This is a genomic window from Streptomyces colwelliae, assembly GCF_048158785.1.
Lineage (GTDB): Bacteria > Actinomycetota > Actinomycetes > Streptomycetales > Streptomycetaceae > Streptomyces.
In genome coordinates, this window is record NZ_JBLTJC010000526.1 from 1 (window position 1) to 5,799 (window position 5,799).

Sequence of the window (5,799 nt, forward strand, 5' to 3'; positions counted from 1 at the left end):
GACAAGTACCGCCGCCTGGTCTGGGACCTCGGTGTAAAACCACTGATCGCCCGCTCGAGCGCTGCTACGCCTACAGCGACTCGGCGACCGATGTGCCGATGCTCGAGTCCGTGGGACACGCGCGCGTCCGGCAACGGGGCCGCGCCCGTTCGGGCGTGATCCCGCCGGCGGCCATGGAGGCGATGGGGTACGCGCCGGGGAAGCAGAGTGCCGTGATGGCGGGTCTCGCGGAGGCGGGCGGCGGTGCGCTGCTCGCGCTGGGCCTGGCGACCCCGGCGGCGGGCGCGGCGGCGGCCGGCGCGATGACGGGAGCCGCCGCCGTGCACGCGCCCAACGGCTTCTTCGCGGCGGCCGGCGGATACGAGTACGCGGCCTCCCTCGCCCTGACCGCGGCCGGCCTCGCGGTCACGGGCCCGGGGCGGCTCTCCCTGGACCACGCGCTGGGCCACGCGGTGAACCGGGGCTGGATGGTTCCGGCGGCGCTCGCGGTGACGGGGGCGGCGACGGCCGTGGTGGTGGGCATGCGGAACAAGAGGGTGCGGGAGGCGGCGGAGTTCGGGCAGGAGACGCTGTTCGACGAGTAGGGCGGACCAGACGATTTGTGCGAACGGCTGGAGTGGTGATGGCAGGCTGGGCGCATGAGTGATCGGAACGACCGGCCCGGCGACCTCTGGGCCGGCATCGACAGCCTCTGGACCTGGCTGGAGACGACCCAGCCCCTCGACGGTCGCGAGGGCATGCTCCTGCGCATGCTGAAGCTGTCCGAGGAGGTCGGCGAGGTCGCCGAGGCGGTGATCGGCGCGACCGGCCAGAACCCGCGCAAGGGCGTCAGCCACACCTGGGACGACGTCCAGGGCGAACTGTGCGATGTCGTGATCACCGCGCTGGTTGCGCTGCGCACGCTGACCCCCGACACGCAGGAGGTCTTCACCCGCCACCTGGCCCGGGTCATGGAACGCTCCCTCGGCCCGTCCGCAGTTGTTCACCCCCAGGACCTGCCCGCGCCGCGCGGAGTTGGTGAGATCCGCTGAGCCTTCTCGTCGACACCGAGCCGACGAAGGGGTCCCCGTGCAGGACTACGTTTTCTCCAACGGAGTTTTCTCCCATGGGCGCAGGACGGTCGCCGTGGCGGGCACCTGTCTCGCCCTCGCCGCCCTGAGCCTCGGCAACAGCCAGGCGCACGCGGTGAGTTACGGCACCCCGACCATCTCCCTGTCGGCCACGTACCTTTCGGGCGCGGTGGGCGCGCTCGGCGATCCGACGGTCCAGGTGACGGTCGCTCAGAGCGGCGCGGATGTCGGCGCGTTGACGGTCGCGGCCAGCAAGAGCAGCAGGACGTCCGTGGCACCGACGAGCGCGGTGACCGTCACCGGCACCGGCACGACCCGCCAACTCGCCGTCGCGGCGGCCGCGCAGGGCTACACGGACCTCACGGTGAAGGTCACGGGCCTCGGCGGCAAGACGGCCACGAAGACCCTGCACTACGCGGCCTCGGCATCCGTCCAACAGCCCGCCGACACCCGCTACTTCACCGGCTCCAGCGACGCCTCCGCCGCGGTCGACGTGGGCGGCGGCTACGTCGTCGTAGCGGATGACGAGTCCAACGTCCTTCGCCTGTACGACCGTTCGGCATCGGGTGCGCCGGTAAAGACCTGGGACTTCAGCGACGACATCGGCGTCGACAAGGAGATCGACATCGAGGGCGCGGCCCGCGTCGGCGACACGATCTACTGGACCGGCTCGCTGGGCAACAACAAGGACGGCGAGTACAAGGCGGCCCGCAACACGGTCTTCACCACGAAGGTGACCGGCACGGGGGCCAACGCGGCGCTCTCCTACGGCAGTTCGTACGGCAGGCTGCGCGACGACCTGGTGGCCTGGGACAAGGCGAACGGCAACCGGTACGGCTTCGCGGCGGGCACCGCGGACGGTCAAGTCCCCAAGGAGATCGACGGGTTCAACGTGGAGGGCCTGGAGTTCGCGCCGGGCTCCACGACCACGGCGTACCTCGGTTTCCGAGCGCCGCTCGCCCCGGCGGTGGAGGGCGGCAAGGCGCTGCTCGTGCCGGTCACCAACATCGACAAGGTGGTCGCGAACGGTACCGCCGCGACCTTCGGCACGCCGATCGAGCTGGACCTCGGCGGCCTCTCGGTGCGCGACATCCGCAAGAACGCGGCGAACCAGTATCTGATCGTCGCCGGTTCCTGGGCCGCCGACGACAACTCCGACCCGTACGCCCTCTACTCCTGGACCGGCAACGCGGCCGACCAGCCGGTCAAGCTGCGCGACCTGCCGACGACCGACCCCGGCGCCTGGGAGGCGGTCGTGGACGTACCGGACCTGACGGCCTCGGGCGCCCGCGCCCAGCTGATCACCGACGACGGCGCGGCCGACCTGTACGGCGACGGCACCGAGGCGAAGGACCTCTCGTACCCGGAGTGGCAGAAGTCGCGGTCGACCTGGTTCGCGGTCACCGGCTGACGGGCGACGCGCGCCCAGCCGGGAGGCCGGGCGCGCGCCACCCTGGCACCCTGGTCCCCGACAACACCGTCGAGGACGAAAGCCGAGACATGACCACCGAAAAGCTCACCGTAGGCGTCCTGGGCACCGGCATCATGGGCGCCGCGATGGCCCGCAACCTCGCCCGCGCGGGCCACACCGTCCACGTCTGGAACCGGACCCGGGCCAAGGCCGACCCGCTGGCCGCCGACGGCGCGCACGTCACCGACACGGTGACGGAGGCCGTACGCGAGGCGGACGTGATCCTCACGATGCTCTACGACGGCGACGCCGTCCTCGACGTGATGCGCGAGGCCGCCCCCGCCCTGCGCCCCGGCGCCGCGTGGATCCAGTCGACGACCTCCAGCCTCGAATCGGTGGGCGAACTGGCCGGGTTCGCGAACCGGCACGACCTCGTCTTCTACGACGCCCCCGTCCTCGGCACCCGTCAGCCGGCCGAAGCCGGTCAGCTGACGGTCCTGGCAGCGGGGCCGGAGAGCGGCCGGGAGACGGTGACCCCGGTCTTCGACGTGGTCGGCGCCCGGACGATGTGGGTCGGCGTCGACGGCGCGGCGGCCACGGCGACGCGGCTGAAGCTGGTCGCCAACAGCTGGGTCCTGGCGGTGACGAACGCGGCGGGTGAGGCGCTGGCCCTCTCCAAGGCCCTGGACGTGGATCCCCAGGACTTCCTCGGCCTCATCGCCGGCGGCCCCCTCGACATGGGCTACCTGCACGCCAAGTCCGCCGCGATCCTCAACGACCAGCTGACTCCGGCGAGTTTCGCGGTCACGACGGCGGAGAAGGACGCCCGGCTGATCGTGCAGGCGGGGGCGGCGAACGGCGTCCGGCTGGACGTGGCCGCGGCGGGCGCGGAACGGTTCGCCCGGGCCGCGGCTCAGGGGCATGGCGACGAGGACATGGCCGCGGCCTATTTCGCGAGCTTCGACTGAGCGTCACCGTTCCGTCACAGGTGGTGCACGGGCGGAACCCCGGGTGCGGCGGTCCTGTCTCCCTCCGCGAGCGCCGGCGAAGTCCGGCCCGTGCACAGCCGGTTCGGGGGACGTCATGCAGAAGAGCAGCATCCGTAGGGGCGCGATGGCGGTGGCCGCGGTGTCGGTGGCGGCAGCGGTGATGACGGGGTGCCGGGCGAGCGACACCGGCACCGGTACTCCCGTTTCCATCGGTGTGCCCAGGTCCCCGGGTACGGCGGCGAAGACGTGCTCGGTGGACTCCCTGAAGGCGACCGCCTATCAGGCCGCCGATCGCCCGGTCGGTACCGGGACCGGGGCGGCGATCGTCCAGTTCACCAACACCGGCGCCAAGGCCTGCGCTCTCCGGGGCCACCCCACCGTCGCCGGCGCCGCGAACGGTTCCCCGGAGCTCAACGTCCCCCTCCAGGTCACCCCCGTAGGCTCCGCCTCCCCCGTGAGGCTCACTCCCGGTGCCCATGCCTGGCTGAAGCTGACCTTCGTGCAGGTGCAGGGCGAGGGGGACGGCTACTGCGAGTCCGGTTCGGCACCGGTGATCTACCCGACGATGGTGATCGGCCTGCCGGGTGCCGGGGCACACCAAGTCGCCCTGGACGACGGGCAGTTCGCGGAGTGCGACGGCACGCTGACCGCGACGGCCGTATCGGCGACGAAGCCTTCCTGACCGTACGGCCGTACGACTGCCCGGTCGTGCCCGGTCGTACGGCTATGCCGACGCCTCCGCCGCCAGCCCCCGCATGACGTGTTCGAGGAGCGCGAGCAGCACCGACTTCACCGACTCCTTGTCGCGGGCGTCGCACAGCACGAGCGGGATGTCGGGGGCGAGGTCGAGGGCGGCGCGGATCTCCTCGGGGTCCTCCTCGCAGACGCCGTTGAAGCAGTTGACGCCGACGGCGAAGGGAATGCCGCGGTGCTCGAAGAAGTCGACGGACGGGAAGCAGTTCTCCAGCCGCCGGGTGTCGGCGAGGACGACCGCGCCGAGCGCGCCCCGGGACAGGTCGTCCCACATGAACCAGAACCGGTCCTGCCCGGGGGCACCGAAGAGATAGACCACGAGGGCCGAACTCAGCGTGATCCGGCCGAAGTCCATGGCGACCGTCGTCGTGGTCTTCTGCTCCACCCCGGCGAGGTTGTCGACGCCGACGCTGGCCTCGGTGATGAGTTCCTCGGTACGCAGGGGCGTGGTCTCGCTGATCGCGCCGACGAGGGTGGTCTTGCCGACGCCGAAGCCGCCCGCGACGAGGATCTTGGCGGTGGCGGCGTTGGGCGCGACGGGGGTGGCGCGGCGGTCAGATTCTGCGTATGCCATCGATCACTGCCTGGAGGAAACGGGCGTCGGGGGTACCGGCCGCGGCGGGCGGGGAGACGGAGACGAGTTCGTTGTCCAGGAGGTCATCGAGCAACACCCGTATGACCGCGACGGGTTGATCGAGCCGGGCGGCGACCTCCACCAGCGCGGTCGGCGTACGGCACAGCGCGAGCAGCCGGTTCTGTTCGGGCTGGAGGCGCTGTTCGCGGGTCGGCGGCCGGACGGTACTGATCAGGGTGATCAGTTCGATACCGGGGTGGAAGGTGGGGGTGCGGCCGCCGGTCACCTGGTACGGGCGGACGAGCAGCGCGGGGTCTTCGTCCTCCCACGGGTCTTCCTCGGACCAGTGTCTCATTCATGCTCACCCGCGAAGGGCGCGCCGCTGTACTCCGGGAACCGGGGGGCCGCGCTGAGGAACTGGCCCACCTGCCGTACGACCATGGTCATCTCGTAGCCGACGTTGCCGACGTCCACCTGTGAGGTGGCGAGTACGGCGAGGCGGGCGCCGCCGCCGGCGGTGGTGACGAAGAGGAAGAGGTCGTCCATCTCGATGACGGTCTGCTGCACGCGCCCGCCGCCGAAGTGCCGGCTGGTGCCCAGCGCGAGGGAGTGAACTCCCGAGGAAATGGCGGCGAGTTGCTCGGCGTCGTCCTGCGCGAGCCGTTCGGAGGAGCCGACTAGGAGCCCGTCCTCCGAGAGGACGATGGCGTGCAGGGTCTCGGGGATCCGCTCGATCAGGTTGTCCAGCAGCCAGGCCAGTCCGCCGTGCGTGGTGTTGGGCGCAGTCATGGGGTGTTCCTTGTCGGACGGGGACGGGTGGGCAACTGACGGCGCTCGGGCGGGGCCGTGTTCCAGGTGGGCGCGGGGGCTTCTTCTCGCGGTGTCGTCGGCCGGGGAGTTCCTTCTCGCGGTGACGCCGGCCTGGGGGCGTCACCGCGCAGCGACGCGGGCCAGGCGGGCGTGGGCACGTTCTCCTGCTCGCGGGCCCGACGGGTCCCGTCC

Annotated in this window: 8 protein-coding genes; 5 read left to right on the forward strand and 3 right to left on the reverse strand. The window is 71.5% G+C overall.

What is annotated here, in order from left to right:
• Nucleotides 1-98 precede the first annotated feature (98 nt).
• The 5 genes from ACNFOC_RS49730 (at nt 99) to ACNFOC_RS49750 (ending at nt 4,152) form a co-directional block, all read left to right on the forward strand.
• A complete protein-coding gene (locus ACNFOC_RS49730; RefSeq protein ID WP_416965597.1) occupies nt 99-584 on the forward strand; it encodes a DoxX family membrane protein in 486 nt (161 codons plus the stop codon).
• A gap of 54 nt (nt 585-638) precedes the next feature.
• Nucleotides 639-1,031: a MazG-like family protein gene (locus tag ACNFOC_RS49735; RefSeq protein WP_416965598.1), complete on the forward strand. Its 393-nt coding sequence runs from the start codon at nt 639-641 to the stop codon at nt 1,029-1,031.
• Between the two features lie 94 nt (nt 1,032-1,125).
• A complete protein-coding gene (locus ACNFOC_RS49740; RefSeq protein WP_416965602.1) occupies nt 1,126-2,481 on the forward strand; it encodes a hypothetical protein in 1,356 nt (451 codons plus the stop codon).
• Nucleotides 2,482-2,531: 50 nt separating this feature from the next.
• A complete protein-coding gene (locus tag ACNFOC_RS49745; RefSeq protein WP_416965603.1) occupies nt 2,532-3,449 on the forward strand; it encodes an NAD(P)-dependent oxidoreductase in 918 nt (305 codons plus the stop codon).
• Nucleotides 3,450-3,564: 115 nt separating this feature from the next.
• On the forward strand, nt 3,565-4,152 hold the full coding sequence (locus ACNFOC_RS49750; RefSeq protein WP_416965599.1) for a DUF4232 domain-containing protein: 588 nt from the start codon (nt 3,565-3,567) through the stop codon (nt 4,150-4,152).
• A 42-nt stretch (nt 4,153-4,194) separates the two neighbouring features.
• Here ACNFOC_RS49750 and ACNFOC_RS49755 read toward each other — a convergent pair whose 3' ends face one another.
• Genes ACNFOC_RS49755 through ACNFOC_RS49765 form a run of 3 tightly spaced genes read right to left on the reverse strand, consistent with a single transcriptional unit; the run spans nt 4,195 to nt 5,586 of the window.
• Complete coding sequence (locus tag ACNFOC_RS49755; protein WP_416965600.1) at nt 4,195-4,797, reverse strand: GTP-binding protein; 603 nt, start codon at nt 4,795-4,797, stop codon at nt 4,195-4,197.
• Nucleotides 4,778-5,152: a DUF742 domain-containing protein gene (locus tag ACNFOC_RS49760; RefSeq protein WP_416965601.1), complete on the reverse strand. Its 375-nt coding sequence runs from the start codon at nt 5,150-5,152 to the stop codon at nt 4,778-4,780. Before ACNFOC_RS49760 ends, ACNFOC_RS49755 begins: the two co-directional genes overlap by 20 nt.
• Complete coding sequence (locus tag ACNFOC_RS49765) at nt 5,149-5,586, reverse strand: roadblock/LC7 domain-containing protein (protein WP_329248490.1); 438 nt, start codon at nt 5,584-5,586, stop codon at nt 5,149-5,151. The genes ACNFOC_RS49760 and ACNFOC_RS49765 overlap by 4 nt, the downstream gene beginning before the upstream one ends.
• Between the last annotated feature and the right edge of the window lie 213 nt (nt 5,587-5,799).

Coding starts and splice junctions, on each gene's coding strand:
- ACNFOC_RS49730 (WP_416965597.1), top strand. CDS start 99: ATGCTCGAGTCCGTGGGACACGCGCGCGTCCGGCAACGGGGCCGCGCC.
- ACNFOC_RS49760 (WP_416965601.1), bottom strand. CDS start 5,152: ATGAGACACTGGTCCGAGGAAGACCCGTGGGAGGACGAAGACCCCGCG.
- ACNFOC_RS49765 (WP_329248490.1), bottom strand. CDS start 5,586: ATGACTGCGCCCAACACCACGCACGGCGGACTGGCCTGGCTGCTGGAC.
- ACNFOC_RS49735 (WP_416965598.1), top strand. CDS start 639: ATGAGTGATCGGAACGACCGGCCCGGCGACCTCTGGGCCGGCATCGAC.
- ACNFOC_RS49750 (WP_416965599.1), top strand. CDS start 3,565: ATGCAGAAGAGCAGCATCCGTAGGGGCGCGATGGCGGTGGCCGCGGTG.
- ACNFOC_RS49755 (WP_416965600.1), bottom strand. CDS start 4,797: ATGGCATACGCAGAATCTGACCGCCGCGCCACCCCCGTCGCGCCCAAC.